Origin of the sequence: Azospirillum sp. TSO5 (assembly GCF_003116065.1) — a bacterium.
In the GTDB taxonomy this organism is placed as follows: Bacteria; Pseudomonadota; Alphaproteobacteria; order Azospirillales; family Azospirillaceae; genus Azospirillum.
Genome location: NZ_LGQY01000112.1, coordinates 1 through 16,676, shown reverse-complemented (window position 1 = coordinate 16,676; position 16,676 = coordinate 1). Strand labels below are relative to the sequence as shown.

Below are 16,676 nucleotides of genomic sequence, written 5' to 3'. Positions count from 1 at the left end.
GAGTCCGGGTGTAGCGGCGGCTGTGTGGCGGCGCTCTGGTGTCGGGGGCGGACGAAGACGGCTAGGGCGGCGCGATTGCGCGGAGGCCCGTGAACCAACAGGTGGTCGCGGCCCTGATCGGCTTGAGGTCACGGAGACGGGTGACGGACAGGGCGCGAAACAGGGGCGAGCGAAAGGGCCTGCACTCCGGCCGACGGGCCGGCCGTTTAGGTGGCGAGATTGCTGCGATAGATGCCGGCCGTCACGGCAACAGCTCCACCTTGTCGAGCCGGGTCACGCAAGTGTTCCAGTACGACTTCCACACCCCGTCCGGAATGAACCAGGAGTAGGGGCTGTTCGGATAGCTGCAGCTCTTGCACTCGCCAGCGAACGGTGGGGTCGACAGAGTTCCGGTCATCCCCTCCGTGCTGGACAGCGAGAAGCCAGGCTCCCGATGGACCACGCGTATCCGGGTGCCCGGCGTCTTTGGGGGAAGCCGGAGCAGCACGAACCAGTCGCTGGTTCCCGGCCCGTCATGGCCGGAAAACACATGGGTCCAGCCAGGGGTGAGCGGCACCTCGCCCTTGACCGGAATGGCGTAGGGATGCCGGTCGAGAATGAGGTGCCAGGGTTGAACGGGCGCACCTTCCATGGCGGCATATCCGCTCCCCTGTCGGACGGCGGCGACGCACTCAATCGGAGGCACATCCGCGATCAGTCCCGCGCGGCGGAGGACCGCCAAGCCGCGCGCCGACACCGGCCAGGGCTTGCCGTCGCGCTCGTAGTAGGCGGGTTTCACCAAGACGCCCGTGCCGTGGAGGTCCAGCAGACGGTCTGGCGGTACCGTGCCTGTGCCGATGATGGAGCAGGCGGGATCAGCATGGATCCCCGCGAGCGTGTCCAACTCGGCAGCGCACAGGATCGGGAGAGGGGATAAGACGACCATGGAGTGCTCCGGTGTCGCGGTCGGATTCCCGGTGCGGGAATGGCAGCAAGCGGGGGGGACGCAGGTGCCGCTGGTGGGCTCAGGCGCTGGCTTCAAGCGTCAAGGAGCCAAGGACGGGGGCGCGCTCCAGGGAACGCGCCCGCAGCGGTTAGGCGATGATCTCGAACTCGTCTTCCGGCAGGGCGAGCATCAAGGACCTGCCATTGTCCCAGTCGACACGGATTTGCCCATGCCCCGGTGGTCCGAACTTGAACATGTTCACGGCTTTGACCGTGCCGGTGGCCCCCGGCTCAATTGGACAGGGATCGGGTCCCATCTTCAGCAGGCGGATGCGGTCTTCGGCGTTGGGCAGAACACCTTGAGTGACGGAGACGCTCATACCGGGCCTGCCGCACCAAGCTCGGCGTGGAGAGCTTCGTCGGACTTGTCGGCGCAGGATGGGCATTCGCCATCGAAGGCATCATCGCCGGTCGCGCCGGGGCCGTGGCAGGTGCGGCAGACGTCTTCATCGTCATTGTTGGTGCTGGCATCCTTGTCGCCGCTCACCACCGCAAGGAGTTTCGTGATGTCTCGCTCCAGCCCGATGAAATCGTCGACCTGGGGGGTTGGCGTCTTGTAACCAGCCATGGCGGCGATGGTCGGCAGCGCGTCATTGAGCAGAGCCAGCATATCCGGCAGGTGAACCAGCAGAGCGCGGCCGGCGGCGCTGTCGAACACGGCGCGCTCGGCCGCGGTGAGGTAGCGCATGCCATTGTCCTGCAGCGAGAAGCCATCGGGGTCGATGTCCCGTTCATCGGCGTCGGACATGGACACGACGCGATAACCATCGGCGCTGCTGGCGTCCACCTTCCAGCTGTCGATCAGCTTGCCGTTCTTGAAGGCCTCCGCAGCAGCCTTGCGCGCCAGCGCAACCAGATCTTCATCGGCAGTGTCCGCCGGCACGACGAGCGGCATGGCCGTACGGCCATAGGCCTGCATGGTCATGCCGTACTCCACCGAGATCGTGACGGTGCGGAGGGGCTTCGCTCCGGCAACGTGTTCGTCGGTCAGATCGTCGATGTCGGCGACACCAAAAAAGGCGCACAGGTCACCCGCGTCCACATCGACCTCATAAGGGCCACCGTGGGCGTCCAGTTCGGCGGTGCCTTCGGCCAGGAAGTCGTTATCCGGGCTGTCGGGCAGAGCCCGAATTTCATCGGCGTTCAGTTCCAGCACCTTGTCGGTCACGTCGATCAGGGTCGCGCCGTCGATGTCCACGGCTTGATCATTGACCCAGGCCTGCGGTCGGAACGTCGCGAACAGGCGCTTGTCGATGGAGGTGGCCGCAATTGGAGCGGTCATGGCGGGTGCCAAAGTTTCGGGTGCAGGCATAGCTGCGGTCGCCTTGCATGTTGGGGAACGAGGCAAATGTATCGTACACAGCGCATAAGGCAATCAAAAAATGCGGCGCGCTCCGGTTTTATTTGCCGCTATTCTGCACCTCTACGAAGTCTGGCTCTTACGCAGAGTGAAATCTGTATTTCCAATTGTCCATGTGGGACAGCGAACAACAAACACCAGCGGCCACGCCTTGGAAGACGTGGCCGATGCGATTTCGCTTTTCGCCCGCGATTACCGGGTTCTAGCTCGTCGGCGGTTGGGCGAGCAGCGCAAGTGCTCCCTGCCCTCTTTCTGTGAGTGCCCACGGTTCAAGCCACGCTCTCTTGCCCGGCGAGTGCCGGACGACGCCCAATGCAGCGAGGGTCCGGGCCAGACGCCAGCGGCTGTTCCGCTCCCGGCCCCAGACAAGCGGTGCTGAGGGGGCCGCCTGGATCGCGGCCAGGGTGCGGAGCTGCTCAGCGTCCAGCACCGGACGCCACGGAGCATCGGGATCGAACGGCTCCAGCTGGCGCAATTCCATCATGCGCTCGCGCGGTTTGCGCTCACGCCCGATGGGAGGGAACACGACATAGCAGTGGTCATCGAAGGGTGACCCGCAGACCCGCCGGATTGTCCCAGCGCGACCGGTCATGTGGTCTCCCATAACCCGGCTATCGTGGGTGCAGATGACGCAGCCACCCTCCCGAAACCAGTTGGCCGCTTCCGCGTAACGGGCTTTACGGTCCTTCGTGCAGAACCCGAGGCAAGCGCCAGTCTTGCAGCGGCCGTCGAAGCAATAATCCACGGCCTCAGGCGGCTGGTGACGGGCAAAACGGGATTCGGTCATTCGGCCAGCCCCTCGCGCTGGGTCCGTGACCGCACACCGAATTGCTCGAAGCTCATGCGCGTTCCGCCGATGGTGCAGAGTCGCCCATGCACCACGCTCTGGTCGACACCGTAAGCACGAGCCTCCTGCAGAACCTCTCGGTAAATCTGCCGATCCAGCGTCGGAGCGGCTTGGCCATCGCGCCAGATAAGGAAGTGGCCGATCCGCCAGTCCCGCGTCACGCGCCGGCCAAGCGCCCCGTCGTACACCCGGCGTCGGGTGACGACGACGGCTACGAGCCAGCGGCCTTCAACAAGGGCGTCGGGTGCCGCGATCCATGACGCCAGTGCGGCCCGCGTAGCCGTCGGCTCGACCATCGGCATGTCGTCGCCTGGAAGGCACCAGACAGGAGATGAGGGGCTCTGCATCGCCATCAGTCCTCCGCTTTGCGCAGTCTGGCCGTCATGGCGTTCCAGTTCGCGAAGTGCGCGGCCGCGGTGACACCGAAGGGCCGTTCCGTCACATGCCAGTCCAGCCAGTCATCCGTCTCGCCGGGAACCGGGTGCGCGCAGCCGAACTGCTCGGCCCAGGCCTTTGCGTCGTCGAGCAGCTTCGTTTCCCACTTGGTGCCCTTGGGAGCCTTCGGGTGGGTGGCATAGCCGTTGGGACCTCCCTGACCGCGATTGTCGGCGAGTAGAACCGGCTTACCGTCATAGGTGATCGTCGCCGTAAAGCACGGGGTCTCCTCGCTCAGAGCCTTGACCTCGCGGTAGTTCGTAACGGCCCATCTGTCCATGTCCGACGGCGGATCAACCGGCAGGGGGTGGTTGGACCGATGGTAGAGGTAGGCCGGGCCACGGCTCTCCTGACGCCCCCCATCCAGGACGACGACGACATTCTCTCCGCCCTTGCTGACGACGCCGTACACCATCGCCCCCTCATGTTCGTATTCGACGCGGGCTCCCTTCTCGAGCGTCAGGTTCGCCAGGAAATCGTGCAGCTTGGACGGGATGGGCACCTTGGACGGGGTGAAGACGGCGGGACCACCGGTGAAAATCTCCAGATCGTCGGTGACGACGGAAACCTTGGCCGCGATCTTGAACACGACGGCGTTGACCGTCTGCTTGGTCTTCGGGTGGGTCAGGCAAACACGGTCGCCCTTGCTGTGTGGCATGGTGCGGTTCTTTCCAGGGATGAGGGGCTGTTGGGCGGTGTGGGGAGCGGTGGGATGCGGTCGGCGGCTGATGTCGGGGAACCGAGAAGGGGTAACCGCCGACCGGCATTTACGCGGCTCGGACGGGGGGAGCCTCGACCGGCCGAACCCTCATTGAGGTCAGGGAGGTAGCTACGGGCAGGCTCGGGATCGGGCGGCGGCGGACACTGAAAGGTTCCAGGCCCGGCGGCACAACGGTTTCCATCACGAGGCGGAAGTCCGCCACCGGCAGGACGATCTCCTCGCGCGTGTCTTCCAAAACCACGCGACCAAACCTCATACCGTCTTTGGTGTCGAAGCTGCTTTTCAGAATGCAGCGCCGCCCTTTGTGTTCGCCTTCCTCAATGATCCAGCGAATGTTCGTGGTTTGCCAAAGCGGGAGCTTTTGCGGGCCGAAAAGGTCGGATTGAGAGCCGGGCGGCGGATGAATAGTGGGCATCGGAGCCTCGGACGTGTTTGGGGAACACAGCAAAAGTATCGTACAAAGCGCATGGCTGCAACAATATAATGCGCCCTGTACGATGTTTCCTGCGGGCCGAAGCTGGTGCAAGCCTTGGCGTTTTTGTTGTGCCGGTAGGACGAGGAGCGACGCGAGTTCGTGCAGATCAGGCAGCGAGCTGCAATTCGCAGTCATCGAACACCGGCATATTCCACCGGCCGCCAAGGTCTTCTCTCAGGAGGAGCACCAGTTCATCGCTGGCGCGAGTGACCGCGGTATAAAGCCAACGCCAGCGGTCATCGCGAAAGACTCGCGAGTCGTCAATGACCGTCACGCTGTCCCATTCACTGCCCTGTGCTTTGTGGACAGTCAGGACATAGCCAAAGTCGAATTCTTCAATACCTTTTCTAATCTTAGGGCGGGTGATGCTGTGATTAAAGTGCTGTTGGAACATCCATGGCGACGTGGGTAGGTCTTTGCGTCTTTTCGCCTCATCCTCGATCAGGACCGACAGGTTGAAGACGCCCTCCCCTTTCTCAAAGCCCTGCTCGGCGTCGGCCGTCATGATGCCCATCATGCCGTTGAAGAGCGCTGCGTCGCGGTTGTTCTTGCAGCACATGACGGGCTCCCCCCGCATTGGCATCGGGCCGGAGAACCCGTGCAGCGCACGCAGGCGGCTCGTGTAGGCAAAGCGGACTTTGTGAACCCCGCACAGCGTCTGCGTCGTACGGCGGGCGACGAGGCGCTGGGTCTGGGGGGTGAGCGGGAGAACGTGGGCCGAACCGGCGGACCCGAAACGGCGCGGCAGCTCGCCATTGCGGATCATGGTCGCCAGCCGGATGATCGGGCTTTCCTTGGCCTGCCGGTGGATCTCGCGCAGGAGGAAGTCGGGGGCGCTCTTCGTAAATGCGCCGGCACCGCTTATGGGCGGAAGCTGGTACGGGTCGCCGAGGACCAACACCTTCTTGCCGAACATCAGGATGTCGTTGGCCAGCCTCTCGTCGATCATTGAGCATTCGTCCAGCACGATCAGGTCCGCCTCTGCGGCCGGCCCGTCGATACGGGATACGAAATAGATTTCCCCCGTCTCTTCGTCCTCGCGGGGCTCGTAGATCATCTGGTGGATGGTCGTCGCGTCCTTGACCCCCTTCTTGCGCAGGATGTGCGCAGCCTTCCCCGTATAGGCCCCGGACGCCACCTTCTTGACCTTGTTCCGCTCTTTGAGGCGTTCGATCACCTTATTGGCCGTGTACGACTTGCCGGTGCCGGCGCCGCCGCCGAGGAAGTAAACCTGCGGCGCACGCTTGTCGCTGTACCAGTCCTCAATCGCACGGATTGCGGCGAACTGTTCGCTGCTAGGCGAGGTTTCGTCATAGATGTTCTGCGGGATCATCGCGGCGGCCATTCGTTTGACCAAGGAGAGCATGGTGGAAGCTCCATAACGGCTTCATGTATTTAAGCCTGTTTCGGGCTTTGTCGCAAGATGCGAGCGCAATCAACCGAATTTTTATTGACCGTTGTCTGAGTAATACGGTAGAATGTCCGCCCTTGTTCTTTCAAAATCGCACTCAGACAATGAAGCTCAAGAGCCTTGCCTTCGCCGCCTTCGCGCTACTGACGCTTGCCGGATGCACGCCGCTCGTGGTCCTGATGACGCCCTCCCCGCCTCCTGGCTTGCGGTCGTCAGACCAGTCGCCGGTAGAAGTGCAGCGTCAAGAGCCTGCCTCTGGCGGTCAGGGGCAGGCCCCGCTCCAGCAATCCACCCGGTAGGAGTCTCCCTTAACCGGGCGTTTAACCGCTCGAGCGGGAACGGAAGCCGACTCAGGGTGGGCTTGATCGAAATCTGACAGACGCTGATGGTGCTGAGAAATACGTCATTGTCTGGCTCACCCACCCCAGCGGCTGCAGCCGGCACGCTCCCTTATTCACATTTTGCACCGAGGTACTGGACAATCTGAACACTTCCGTGTCGGAGTTCCGTGAAGGAGAAGACTCCGCCGGACGCTTTGCAAGCGGATGTGCCCTGGCCGCATAGTGCCGGCGTTTACCCGCAGACAGAGATGAACGATGACCGAGCCGAGGCATCCCACCGAGAACCCGTACTGGCACGAGTTTGACAAGCCGCACGTCGTTGACCGCGACGAAATTCGGAGCCTCTGCCTCGAGTGCCTGCACGTCGTGCTGGCCAGCGTCGCCATGCCGGCGCTCTGGGTCGAGGACGACGTGGAACCCGCTTGGGAGTTCCCAAACCTTGCCGCGTTGCATCACAGAACCGCCGAGGCCGAGCTTTCCCGAAGCCTGCTGAAGCTTGCAGTTCTCGTCCGAACGTTCGACGACCAGTTCAGGGAATCGCCCGGTTACCTTGATCACAGGAGGAGGATCGACGACGAGCAGGGCCCGTTCGGACAGTTCTACGAAGGCAGCGGGGAACTGGGGATTCGCGATAGCTGCAACAAGATCATTCACGCCACCGATTTCCGTCCGGTCTACGACAACGGGAGCGCCCCTCGAGACGAGGGTGTGTGGGCGATGAACGGCACCGTCGAGCTCACCAGCCGCGACCGGCAACGGGGATGGTCAGTGGGACTAAACGTGTTCGCCTTCCTGGAGGCGGCCATCGACCTAACGTCGTTTGGGTGCCCGCAAGAACTGCCGGCGGACGCAGCTGGGCCGTAAACGCCGGAGACTTCCATCCGCCGGGTGACGTGACAGCCGTGCGGGAGAATCGCGTGAACACTCAGGACGCCTCCGCTATAAGTGACGCCTCTTACCAGGACGGATTGCTGGAGTCGTGCATTGGATCCCTACTGCAACCCGTATCGCCCAGGGGCCGGCACGCGCCCGCTGATCCTTTCGGGCCGTCAGGCCGAAATCGATGCGGTCACCAAGCTGTATAAGATGGTGAAGGGAGGCGCACCGCAGCGTTCGATAATGTTCTACGGCCTCCGCGGCGTCGGGAAGACCGTCCTGCTGAACGAGGCCGAGCGCATAGCTGAGGAGGAAGGCTACCGCATCGAGCACATGGAATTGGCGGAGGGGATCGACTTTCGCGGTGAGATTGCCAAAGCCGTCCGGAAGCTGCTTCTCCGGGCCAATATGTTTGAGCGGGCCAAGGACTTCGGGATTTCCGCCCTCCGGGTGCTGAAGGCTTTCACCGTTGGAATCCCCGACGGGCCGGAGTTCAGGTTCGACGTCGATGCCGCGCTCGGACAAGCCGACTCCGGGGACCTAAAGTCCGACCTCACCGACCTGTTCGTGGCGCTTGGCGAGGCGGCGCGGTCATCCGGAACGCCCGTCGGACTGCTGATCGATGAGGTGCAGTACCTCGACGATGCCGGCCTCGCTGGGCTGATCGCCGCCAGCCACCGGATCTCGCAGAAGGCTCTGCCCATCGTCTTCATCTGCGCCGGGCTGCCGCAGATCGCCGCCCTTTCCGGCGACGCGCGATCGTACGCAGAGCGGCTCTTCGACTTTCGACCTGTCGAGAACCTGCGCCGCGCCGCCGCAGCCGAGGCCCTGGTCGGCCCGGCCCGGGAGCGGGACGTCCACTTTGCCCCGGACGCCGTGGAGCACATTCTAGACATCACAGAAGGCTATCCGTACTTCATTCAGGAGTTCGGTAAACACGCTTGGGAGCAGGCCCTCGCCAGCCCGATCACCAAGGTTGACGCCGAGATCGCACGCTTTGAGGCTACGAAGGCCCTCGATGCGAGCTTCTTCAAGGTCCGCATCGACCGGGCGACGACCGGCGAGAAGAGATTCCTCGCCGCCATGGCGGAGATCGGCAGCGGCCCCTACCGCATTGCCGATGTGGCCGCCCACATGCACAAGAAAGTGGATCAGATCGGCCCGGCGCGTGCGACCCTGATCCGCAAGGGGTTCGTGTACGCCCCGCAGCATGGCCTCATCGACTTCACCGTTCCCCAATTTGACCAGTTCGCACGCCGGTTCTTCGATCTTGACGAGCCTGTGGAAGATTAACCACCGGGCGGTTCAATCTGTCCGCAGTCCCGGTACGCCGGGGCAGCCCCCATGCCGTGAGGCGAGTTTGCGGGCCTCGGGTCGGTGCGCCGGGCATAGCCTCCCGTCTGCCGAACGGTCAGGCGGCAGGCGATGTCGCGCAGCTCGCGATAGCTGCCCCGCACGTCGAGCACCCGTTCGCTCGCTTGCACACCATCCGGTCCCCCGCGTTCGTCTCCGAGGGCGTCGGGGGGCGGGGAGGTCCCCCTGGGTAGGATTGCGGCAACTATTGCCACCTGGCCTGCAGTCGTCAGACCGAGCGCCGCCAGAATTGGAGCGCCAAGAACCTGCCTCTGGCGGTCAGGATCAGGCTCCAGCCCAGCGTCACCTCCGGTAGGAGACAACGCTGGCGAGAGAGCAGCGCCTGGGCGGACCTCGCCATAACACCAAGGGTAGGATTGTCCTTTTGCGGAAAGTCGCGCAATAATAGCGAGACACAAAGGAAGGGCACTCTAAGGATGCATACTCGGTTATGCAACACATCACGTGAGCATTGTGTCCGTACGGTACGGCTAAGTGTCGACTGACGTCGCCAAGCTTGCCACTTCGGTCGGGAATCCTCCCTGGAATAGCGCGAGCGTCCGCCATGCATTTCGTCGTCGTCTATGGCCCTCCAGGTAGTGCTCTCGAACAATACGTCGCAATGATCCAACGCTCCGCTCCTGACGTCACAGTAGCGGCGATGGCGATCTCGGACGCCGTCACCCCGGAGGCAAAAAATGAAGTGCGTCGCGCCCTCCTGACCGGACGCGGTCCTGTGGAGGCCCAAGTCCTAGCGAGGGTCGCCGACTTGGTTCTGGAACGGTGCATTGAGCGCGCTGCGAGGGCCGAAATTGCGCAAGCTGAGGAGGTGCCCCAATGATCGCCGATCATGCGGGCCAGGAGCCTGCCGCCGCCGGGGTGGCCATGATGCCGGTTGGACATTTGGAGGAGTTGATCCGACGACGCCGCCTCGTGCTTGCGGTCGGCTCTTATCCGATAAACCCGTCTCGGGCGGAGATCATATCGGCCGAGGATACCGGTCTGCTGATCGGCGCCTCCCCCATTGGCGGTGGCCTTGCGGGAGCGGTGCCAATAGCGCCCAAAGAGACCACGCACAATCTACTTCGGATCGGCTCTTCTGTGGCGGAGCCCTATCTGATGACGTCGCTGCAGACGGCCAAGACGTGTCTCGACGAACTCGCCGCCAGGGCTGGCCTCACCATTGAGATTGCGGGAATGTTCTACCGATCCTCGGACTGCTACCTGCATGTGGCATTGGACGCACAGCGCCTTACCGTGATCGCCTACCCGCAAGTGCCGCCCGCTCGCGGATGCTCGAACTAGAGCGGATGTCAGCGCATAGCATCGATTTAAAGCGTTAGAGGATCGCGTGGGTTCTCAGTCGTATTTCTTGGCGTCCAAGCGCGACAAGGGCTCGAGGCTCCGGCGCTCGTTCGCCTCGTCGACCGCCTGGTTGAATGCGCGGCGCATGATCCAGATGTCGCGCCAGAACGCCGTGTAGCGGAAACCAAGGAACGCCAGCAGGACGACCGCGATGACCGCGCCCGCGATCAGGGTCGCTGTGTGCAGCCACGGGAGTAGCTGGCTTGCCACGACCAGCATGCACATGCCGATGGCGATGGCGCACAGTGCCAAGCGGTTGCGGTGGTTGTTACGGTAGGACATCGGGCTGCACCTCTCGGCGGGAGCATACCCGGAGAGGAGGCTGTCCGACAGGGCGAAGTGAGCCCGACCAGGAGAAGGAGACCTCCGGCGGTCAGCAGGGGCCGGCGTTCTCGCCGTATGCGCCCTTCGGCAGGTGCCAGTCCGCGGTAGCCACGCGGATGAGTCCTTCGTAGGTGCGGGACATGGCGATGCGGATGGTCTCCGGATCCATGTCATGCGCACGCCCACGGTCAGCGCGCTGCGTGACCGTTTCGTCCCGCTGGATGGTGTGCCCCAGCTCGCCCTCCATCGTGGAGATCACGCCAAACATCTCGGGCGCTGCCACGCGCAGGCTGGCCCATTGCGACGGCGAGCCATAGATGCACGCGGCACAGGACGCCCGCCCCCATCCCAGGTAGTAGCAGGGATGAGCTACAACCCCATGTCGCCTGATGATCGCCCAGACATCCTCGTCGCTCCAGGCGTGCACGGATCGCCAGACATGGACTGTCCGGTTGACCCGTCTACCAGGTGCGTTGCAGCGATGGTTCTCGAACGGTAGGTACTTGGCCCGGTTGGTGCTCTCCGCTGCCCGTTCTCCGGTCATCACTAAGACGCGTTTGCCTCGGAACCTCTCTTGGTTGTTGATCGCAATAGACATTACATCCACTTTCAAACCACCACTGCACCAGCGAATGCGCAGATTGGGCGAGAGCGCTGGCCAGCGCCGCCGGGTCGCGACTTCGCCGCGCTCTCCACCGGCCACCTTCACGCCTTCAGGTGTTTCGAAGGCCACCGGCGCGATCATGGCGTTAGTCTTCAGGAGTTCACGCTTGAAGCCACCGATTCGCCAGGAGAAATAAATGCGCAACCCAAAGGCTGCAGCGAACTTGCGGCAGTAATCTGCCGTGACCGGCCAGTCCATGAAATTGCCGTGGTCCTCACGACCGTCAACATCATGGTGCCAAAGTTCAATTTTTTCAGGATCAATACCACGCTCCAGCAGGTCAAGGACCAGTGCAACGCTGTCTTTGCCCCCGCTGAATGCTATAAGGAAATGGTCATAGCTTGCCAAGTCCGGTTCGAAGAAAGGAACCGAAACTGGGCCAAGCCCAGAGATCGGAACTGAAGCGGAATCGGAGAAGATGTCCAGCGTGTACTGGAACATAGGGGACTCCGGAATTGTGGGGGAGGGCGGCGCCGATGAAAGGAAGTATATCGTACACAGCGCATAGAACAAGATAAAAAATGCTGATCTCCGAGTTTTCGTTGTTGAGTTTACACTGTGATGAATGCCGTTCTTCGTGCTAGTTTGGCGGCCCGCATCACCGTCTTGCACCGACAGTGGAGACACTTTGAATGTCCGAGCAGAACCATGAGGATCGCTTTGATCAAGCAGGCCTGGTGCAGATCACCGCCAAGATTGCGTCCGCGTACCTGAGCAACCATACCCTGGCAGTGGCTGAGATCCCTGCGGTGCTGCGCGGGATCTACGGGGCACTCTCCACCGCGAGCAACCCCGCATCGGCGCGATCGGAGGTCCAGCAGCCGGCCGTCCCCATCAAGCGTTCCGTGTCGCAAGACACGATCACCTGCCTGGAATGCGGGCAGAAGAACAAGCTTCTCAAGCGTCACCTGCGCGTCGAGCACGACCTGGCGCCCGACGAATACCGGGCGAAATGGGGTCTGCCGCCGGAGTACCCGATGGCGGCACCCGCCTACGCGGCGGCTCGATCCGAACTGGCAAAGGGTATGGGGCTTGGGCGTCGCGCTCAGACACCCGCGCCAGTGGCACCGGAAAAACCGACAGGGCGTGGCCGTGGTCGCGGCAAGGCGGCCCCCTGACATCGGGGTGATACGGCGGAGCGACTAGATTGCCGCCGCCGCCGCTGCTTGGGGGCGCCGGCGTTCCCGGCCGCACCGAACAAGCCAACGTCTTGGAGGAGCTGGATGACGGGAAAACTGGGGCGGAGCTGACAAATCTGGTCTCACGGTCGGGAATCCAGCACAATCCCGGCATGAGCGGGCAAGCTATCGCGTTATCAACGGAGTCCCTGGCCGGGCTGGTGGAGCGCGTGACCTTTCACAGCGCCGAGACCGGCTTTTGCGTGCTCCGGGTGAAAGTCCGGGGGCATCGGGACCTTGTCGTGGTGGTCGGCCATGCGGCGATGATCTCGGCCGGGGAGTGGATTCAGGCGAGCGGCAGCTGGGTCAACGATCGCACCCACGGCCTCCAGTTCAAGGCCACCTTCCTGAAGGCAACCCAGCCGACCACGCTGGAGGGCATCGAGAAGTACCTAGGCTCTGGCATGATCAAGGGAATCGGCCCGGTCTACGCGAAGAAGCTCGTTAAAGCGTTCGGCGAGGCCGTGTTCGACGTCATCGAGGCCGAACCTGCTCGCCTGCGCGAGGTCACCGGCATTGGGCCCAGGCGGGCCGACCGCATCGTAAAGGGATGGGCCGACCAGCGGGCGATCAGGGAGATCATGCTGTTCCTGCACGCCAACGGCGTCGGGACCTCCCGGGCCGTCCGCATCTACAAGACCTATGGGCAGGAGGCCATCCAACTCATCACCGAGAACCCATACCGGCTGGCCCGGGACATCCGCGGCATCGGCTTCAAGACGGCCGACCAGATCGCGGCCAAGCTGGGCATCGAGAAGACGGCCATGGTCCGCGTCCGGGCGGGCATCGGCTATGCGCTGGCTGAAGCGATGGACGAGGGGCATTGCGGTCTGCCGGTGGAGGACTTGGAGAAGCTCGCCAGCGAGCTCCTGGAGGTTGGCACCGATCTGGTGGCCGGGGCGCTGGCGGACGAGCTTCGGGACGGCGCCGTGATAGCCGACCAACTGGAGGGTAGGGGCTGCGTCTTTCTGGCCGGGCTGTACCGGGCCGAGCAGGCCATCGCCGCCCGGCTGCGGGGACTTGCGGGCGGGACGCTGCCCTGGCCCGCCATCGACATGGAGAAGGCGCTGGAGTGGGTGAAGGGGAGGACGGGACTGACGCTGGCGCCGAGCCAGCGGGAGGCTGTCCGGCTTGCCCTGGCATCCAAGGTGATGGTCATCACCGGCGGCCCGGGCGTCGGTAAGACGACGCTGGTCAACTCCATCCTGAAGATCCTGGCCGCCAAGCACATCCGCATCCTGCTGTGCGCCCCGACCGGCCGCGCGGCCAAGCGGCTCTCGGAGAGCACCGGAATGGAGGCCAGGACGATCCATCGGATGCTTGCCTTCGACCCGGCTGCCGGAGGCTTCAAGCACAGCGAGGAGAACCGGCTGGAGTGCGACCTGCTCGTCGTCGACGAGACGTCCATGGTGGACGTGCCGCTGATGAACGCACTGCTGAAGGCGGTTCCCGACAGGTCGGCCCTGATCCTGGTCGGTGATGTCGACCAGTTGCCGTCGGTGGGGCCGGGGCAGATTTTGGCTGACATAATCGCATCCGGCGCCGTGCCTGTCGTGCGCCTGACCGAGGTCTTCCGGCAGGCAGCGGCCAGCCGCATCATCGTCAATGCCCACCGCATCAACCAGGGGCAGATGCCGGACCTGACACCCGTAGAAGGCTCAGACTTCTACTTCGTCGAAGCGGTGGAGCCCGAGGACGGTGTCCGCAAGCTGATCGAGGTCGTTCGAAACCGGATCCCGAAGCGTTTCGGCCTCGATCCCGTACGCGATGTCCAGGTGCTCTGTCCGATGAACCGCGGCGGTCTCGGCTCTCGGTCGCTGAATGTGGAACTCCAGGCGGTCCTGAACCCGCCGGGCGATGTCCGGGTCGAGCGCTTTGGCTGGACCTATTGCGTTGGCGACAAGGTGATGCAGACCGAAAACGACTACGAGAAGGAGGTCTACAACGGGGACCTGGGCGTCATCACCGCAATGGACCCCGAGAACAGCGAACTGCTGATCGACTTCGACGGCCGGGAGGTCCCCTACGACTTCGGCGAGCTGGATAGGGTGTCTCTGGCCTATGCGACGACGATCCACAAGAGCCAGGGCTCGGAATACCCGGCCGTCGTCATCCCGCTGGCGATGCAGCACTGGACGATGCTCAAGCGCAATCTCGTCTACACCGGTGTTACCCGCGGGAAGCGGCTGGTCGTCGTCGTGGGCCAGCGGAAGGCGCTCGGGACGGCGGTGCGGGCACGGCAGGAGGGGCACCGGTGGTCGAAGCTGAAGGAGTGGCTATTGGCAAAAGCAGCCTGACCAGCGCGGAAATCTCTTCTTCTTTCACTGGTGCAGCACTTTCGATCCGGACGGGCTTGCCTCGATGTGCAGGCGCCCGCGCATACCCCCGCCGTGAGAACCCGACAGATCAGCCCGACCCGCGTCTTTGCGGCCGCAGGATTGCTGTGCGCAACCGCTGCATGACCGACGAGGTCGCCGTCGATCTCAGAACAATGGGAGTTGCACCTTGCCACCATCGTCCGCGTGGCGCCGTGCTGCCTGCACGGCAGCATTCTGGGCGCCCTCCTGGCTGCGCGATCTCCCGCTGGCAACTTGTTCGCCGGCAACGGTTACGGTCCATACCCAGCATTCAGGACGCCAGGTTACAGCGAGATCGCACCCGTGAATGCGGGTGGCCACGTGACGAACGGACCAAGCCGGGGACTGGTGCATCAGAGCCTCAGGTGCGATTTGTCGATAGCCAGTCCACATCTGGCGCCTATCAGCGCTGTGGGGAATCTACGGAGGAGACTGCCAGCCCACATTACCAAACCGGAGAGGACGGTCGAGGCTTAGAGCGGGCGGGTGCGGGTCAGTTCGGCCTATTCAGCGCTTGCTCGTCGTTTGCCGGACTAGCCATGACCTCAACAAGAGCGTCCATGTCGTTATAGAGTCTCTCCAACACTTGCGCGACCAGCTCACTTGCAGGGCCCTTTTCGCTGCCGCCGGTGGCGAGAGGGCGCAGCACTTCGAATGCCTCATTCATGGCAGTAAAAGCAGTCGCAAGTCGTTCATTACGCGTCATAGTTTTCCTCAGGTGACGCCGCTGTCGGAGGTAGACGGCGGGTTTGTACGGTGCCGGTTCTATTGAGGCACCCTAGCCGCAAACTCCTTAATCGACAACTTAAGGCAGTCGGCCGTCCTGCAGGTCGGCGCGGTCGGCTCGCATGGCCCGCTGGCGGTGACCCACGCCGTTGTCGTCGCCCTGCTCGGGTTCACCCCGACCGCCCGTGATCTGGCCGCGAGCACCGGTGTCGTGCTGCTACACCATGAGGGCCTGCCGCAGATTGATGTCAGTTGAGCGCAATCAGGCGCCCATACCCACTTCCGCAGCTACGAGCAACGCGAGGAGAGTGGCGAGAGCGATTAGGCCTGTGAGTAGGCAGGCGGTTTGCGATCCCGACAAGCGACGCAAGCGCAACCCCAGGATGAGCCAGCGATTGGGGCCGGCCGAGACCGGCGGTGGAGAGCCCGACGTGGCGGCGAGCACAAGGAATAACATAGACGATGTCACGAACAGCCAGAACAGCATGATCATACTCAGCACTCCTTATCGCGACAGGCTCTTTAAAGCATACGAGCACGGCGGTGAGCCCAGCGCATCATCGGGTGCTCTCGCGCGATCCATCTATAAGTTAGCTTGGCCGTGCCCTCACGTTCCTGAAAAGTCCAAGCAATATCTTGATGGTCGGTATGAACGACCAGCAACTCGACACGCAGCCCATGCCGCTTCAAATACCGTTGAGCGGCGGCCCGCGCCAAAATTATGCCCACGGCCTCCAAGCCCGTGCTGGTGCGGCGCTTGCCTCGGATCGCCCCCCCCATTATGTGCGGTTTGCGACCGTCCGCCACCAAAACTGCGCCCCAGCCTCTATGATGCGGTTGCGCGGAAGCGTCGGAGAATACGCGGACGATATCAACCCGAACACACTCCCCGCTATGCACCGCTTCCTCCATTGATAGACCGCAGCAGGTCAACGCCAGCTTGGACACTCAGCGCCGGCGTGGCGATCGACCAGGCTGGGCCAGCCGCTTCGCCATGCCCCATTGTCCCAATGCGAATGCCGCGGCGGGATCAAGAGCCTCTGGAGGCTCGGCATCTGCCGGGCGGCGCCTGTCGCTCATTTCAGGATCTTGGAAGGATGGCAGGCGGCGGTTCATGAGGCCTCGCTTTTTATGCTGAAGGAGTCTACCGCGCGCATGCTCGCCATGCGCGAAAATTTTTGCTGCTGATCGGCGCCATCGACGCGCAGGGCCTGCTGGTGGAGGGCAGCGCTGGGCGCTCGCCCACTACGACCACCGCG

General features: G+C 63.2%; 17 protein-coding genes. 5 read left to right on the top strand and 12 right to left on the bottom strand.

Annotated elements, in window-relative coordinates; translation table 11 throughout:
- Positions 1 to 241: 241 nt before the first annotated feature.
- The 8 genes from TSO5_RS24860 to TSO5_RS24825 all read right to left on the bottom strand — a co-directional run bounded on the left by TSO5_RS24860 (position 242) and on the right by TSO5_RS24825 (position 6,188).
- Positions 242 to 925 (bottom strand): hypothetical protein, encoded by a 684-nt coding sequence (locus TSO5_RS24860; RefSeq protein ID WP_109154139.1) that lies wholly within the window; start codon positions 923 to 925, stop codon positions 242 to 244.
- Between the two features lie 148 nt (positions 926 to 1,073).
- Positions 1,074 to 1,304: a DUF4314 domain-containing protein gene (locus tag TSO5_RS24855; protein ID WP_158282479.1), complete on the bottom strand. Its 231-nt coding sequence runs from the start codon at positions 1,302 to 1,304 to the stop codon at positions 1,074 to 1,076.
- Positions 1,301 to 2,296 (bottom strand): hypothetical protein, encoded by a 996-nt coding sequence (locus TSO5_RS24850; protein WP_146203834.1) that lies wholly within the window; start codon positions 2,294 to 2,296, stop codon positions 1,301 to 1,303. The genes TSO5_RS24855 and TSO5_RS24850 overlap by 4 nt, the downstream gene beginning before the upstream one ends.
- 250 nt (positions 2,297 to 2,546) lie before the next feature.
- Entirely contained in the window at positions 2,547 to 3,131 is a 585-nt protein-coding gene (locus tag TSO5_RS24845; protein WP_109154136.1) for a hypothetical protein, read from the bottom strand.
- Positions 3,128 to 3,544, bottom strand: coding sequence for a hypothetical protein (locus tag TSO5_RS24840; RefSeq protein ID WP_109154135.1), 417 nt, complete (start codon positions 3,542 to 3,544; stop codon positions 3,128 to 3,130). The genes TSO5_RS24845 and TSO5_RS24840 overlap by 4 nt, the downstream gene beginning before the upstream one ends.
- Positions 3,544 to 4,284 (bottom strand): hypothetical protein, encoded by a 741-nt coding sequence (locus TSO5_RS24835; protein WP_109154134.1) that lies wholly within the window; start codon positions 4,282 to 4,284, stop codon positions 3,544 to 3,546. The genes TSO5_RS24840 and TSO5_RS24835 overlap by 1 nt, the downstream gene beginning before the upstream one ends.
- Before the next feature lie 109 nt (positions 4,285 to 4,393).
- On the bottom strand, positions 4,394 to 4,762 hold the full coding sequence (locus TSO5_RS24830) for a hypothetical protein (RefSeq protein ID WP_109154133.1): 369 nt from the start codon (positions 4,760 to 4,762) through the stop codon (positions 4,394 to 4,396).
- A 166-nt stretch (positions 4,763 to 4,928) separates the two neighbouring features.
- The gene (locus TSO5_RS24825; protein ID WP_246458191.1) at positions 4,929 to 6,188 is read right to left on the bottom strand and encodes an AAA family ATPase; all 1,260 of its coding nucleotides are present in this window, start codon (positions 6,186 to 6,188) and stop codon (positions 4,929 to 4,931) included.
- A 641-nt stretch (positions 6,189 to 6,829) separates the two neighbouring features.
- Between TSO5_RS24825 and TSO5_RS24820 the strand changes: the two genes are divergently transcribed.
- From TSO5_RS24820 to TSO5_RS24805, 3 genes are all read left to right on the top strand, one after another.
- Positions 6,830 to 7,438, top strand: a complete 609-nt coding sequence (locus TSO5_RS24820; RefSeq protein ID WP_109154132.1) for a hypothetical protein — start codon at positions 6,830 to 6,832, stop codon at positions 7,436 to 7,438.
- Positions 7,439 to 7,558: 120 nt separating this feature from the next.
- Positions 7,559 to 8,743, top strand: a complete 1,185-nt coding sequence (locus TSO5_RS24815) for an ATP-binding protein (protein ID WP_109154131.1) — start codon at positions 7,559 to 7,561, stop codon at positions 8,741 to 8,743.
- A gap of 897 nt (positions 8,744 to 9,640) precedes the next feature.
- The gene (locus tag TSO5_RS24805; protein ID WP_109154129.1) at positions 9,641 to 10,108 is read left to right on the top strand and encodes a hypothetical protein; all 468 of its coding nucleotides are present in this window, start codon (positions 9,641 to 9,643) and stop codon (positions 10,106 to 10,108) included.
- Positions 10,109 to 10,162: 54 nt separating this feature from the next.
- Here TSO5_RS24805 and TSO5_RS24800 read toward each other — a convergent pair whose 3' ends face one another.
- On the bottom strand, positions 10,163 to 10,450 hold the full coding sequence (locus TSO5_RS24800; protein ID WP_109154128.1) for a hypothetical protein: 288 nt from the start codon (positions 10,448 to 10,450) through the stop codon (positions 10,163 to 10,165).
- 91 nt (positions 10,451 to 10,541) lie between these two features.
- Positions 10,542 to 11,597, bottom strand: coding sequence for a phosphoadenosine phosphosulfate reductase family protein (locus TSO5_RS24795; RefSeq protein ID WP_109154127.1), 1,056 nt, complete (start codon positions 11,595 to 11,597; stop codon positions 10,542 to 10,544).
- Between the two features lie 191 nt (positions 11,598 to 11,788).
- On the opposite strand from TSO5_RS24795, the gene TSO5_RS24790 reads away from it, so the two are divergent.
- Positions 11,789 to 12,274 carry a MucR family transcriptional regulator gene (locus tag TSO5_RS24790; protein ID WP_109154126.1) on the top strand — a complete coding sequence of 162 codons (486 nt, stop codon included), beginning with the start codon at positions 11,789 to 11,791 and terminating at the stop codon, positions 12,272 to 12,274.
- 173 nt (positions 12,275 to 12,447) lie between these two features.
- Positions 12,448 to 14,631: an ATP-dependent RecD-like DNA helicase gene (locus TSO5_RS24785; RefSeq protein WP_109154162.1), complete on the top strand. Its 2,184-nt coding sequence runs from the start codon at positions 12,448 to 12,450 to the stop codon at positions 14,629 to 14,631.
- A gap of 553 nt (positions 14,632 to 15,184) precedes the next feature.
- On the opposite strand, the gene TSO5_RS24775 is transcribed toward TSO5_RS24785, so the two are convergent.
- Together TSO5_RS24775 and TSO5_RS24770 are read right to left on the bottom strand one after the other, a co-directional pair.
- Positions 15,185 to 15,397 carry a hypothetical protein gene (locus TSO5_RS24775; RefSeq protein WP_109154125.1) on the bottom strand — a complete coding sequence of 71 codons (213 nt, stop codon included), beginning with the start codon at positions 15,395 to 15,397 and terminating at the stop codon, positions 15,185 to 15,187.
- Between the two features lie 282 nt (positions 15,398 to 15,679).
- Positions 15,680 to 15,910: a hypothetical protein gene (locus TSO5_RS24770; RefSeq protein WP_109154124.1), complete on the bottom strand. Its 231-nt coding sequence runs from the start codon at positions 15,908 to 15,910 to the stop codon at positions 15,680 to 15,682.
- Between the last annotated feature and the right edge of the window lie 766 nt (positions 15,911 to 16,676).